This is a genomic window from Barnesiella sp. (assembly GCF_022723415.1).
Lineage (GTDB): Bacteria > Bacteroidota > Bacteroidia > Bacteroidales > Barnesiellaceae > Barnesiella > Barnesiella intestinihominis.
Map to the genome: position 1 here is coordinate 1 of NZ_JAIJHU010000143.1, position 1,334 is coordinate 1,334.

Here is a 1,334-nt window from a genome sequence, read left to right on the forward strand (position 1 = left end):
GCAATCTTTAAGAAAATCAATTGGTTTCAACGGAAAACCAGCTACAGATGAAGAAATCGAAAATATGAAAAATGCCCTTATTGACTACCTAAAAAAACATTAATATGAAACTATCGGAAATCATTAAAGATATTGAACAGCATGGTATCATCGTTTTATTTACAAGTCTTCCAAATAGTAAAGGAAGACATAATGAAATTAACGGTCAAAAATACATCTTCGTTGATAACGAGCTATCTGAAGTTGAACTAATCAATGTACTACTACATGAAAAAGCTCATTGTCTCAAAGATGACATAAATAACACACTATGCTTTGTAGAAACATACAATCCTCGAATAGAAAATGAAACTGAAAAAAAACGTATCATTGACTTCCTCAATCTAATCAACCAAGAATATCCTATAGATGAATCATTTAATTATATCGAATATATGAAAAAAGCTTTCATACCTGATAAATATGAAAACTTTGTCAAAGAAACCGTTAAAAATCTATACTTCAAAGATATAAAGAAAAACTAACACAGCTTTTTCAGACAGTTAAACTTAGGAGAAAAAATATTAAAAAAACGACTAGAATTTTTCTAGTCGTCATTTTTTGCTTCCTCTACTGCTTTTTCTAATTGCTTCGAACCTTTTCGATAATAAACAGAAGTAGTAGAAGAACCATATAAAGAATCTTCTGTTAGTGTTAAAATTCCATCTTTATATGAATATGGTACTACATAATCTTTACCAGCATTAACCGTTATCTGTTTTTTATCTGTATCAACATTAGTAATTGAATATGTAACACCATCAACATCAATAGTTCCACTATTATTATCTATTTCCAACTCTACTTCAGCTGTACCATCATAATAAACTGTACACCATTTCCCACTTAAATCATCTTTTGATGAACACCCAAAAAGTAAGAATACTGACATAACCGCTAACAATGTTGCTAACAACTTCTTTTTCATAAAAGCACCTCCCAATTATTTTAAACTGTCTGCGGTATTTAATTTTAAGCATTTAAACTCTCCATTAAACTTTTAACATCAGTAAATTCCTCACTCATGTTAACACCCTTTACAACATCATCAAGAGCAGGAGTTAATTCATCAGCTTTAAATGTAATTGTAGTCATAAAGCATACACCCCTTTTCCTTATATCAACATTATACCAACAATGTTAATATACGTCAAAAGATTGTTATAAATACAACAAAAAATCTATTCAGTACACAATAAAATGCACTAGTAAAAAACTAATGCACTTTATTCTATACCTAATTGATTAAAAATATGTTGCTTGGTTAATTTTTGGTTAGTTTCCTTACTACAATT

Annotated in this window: 3 protein-coding genes; 1 reads left to right on the forward strand and 2 read right to left on the reverse strand. The window is 28.9% G+C overall.

Features of this window, described 5'->3' with window-relative positions:
• Positions 1-104 precede the first annotated feature (104 nt).
• Positions 105-524 carry an ImmA/IrrE family metallo-endopeptidase gene (locus QVD32_RS13145; protein WP_287710387.1) on the forward strand — a complete coding sequence of 140 codons (420 nt, stop codon included), beginning with the start codon at positions 105-107 and terminating at the stop codon, positions 522-524.
• A 62-nt stretch (positions 525-586) separates the two neighbouring features.
• Here QVD32_RS13145 and QVD32_RS13150 read toward each other — a convergent pair whose 3' ends face one another.
• The gene (locus QVD32_RS13150) at positions 587-967 is read right to left on the reverse strand and encodes a hypothetical protein (RefSeq protein WP_287710388.1); all 381 of its coding nucleotides are present in this window, start codon (positions 965-967) and stop codon (positions 587-589) included.
• Positions 968-1,011: 44 nt separating this feature from the next.
• Positions 1,012-1,134 carry a hypothetical protein gene (locus QVD32_RS13155; RefSeq protein ID WP_287710389.1) on the reverse strand — a complete coding sequence of 41 codons (123 nt, stop codon included), beginning with the start codon at positions 1,132-1,134 and terminating at the stop codon, positions 1,012-1,014.
• Between the last annotated feature and the right edge of the window lie 200 nt (positions 1,135-1,334).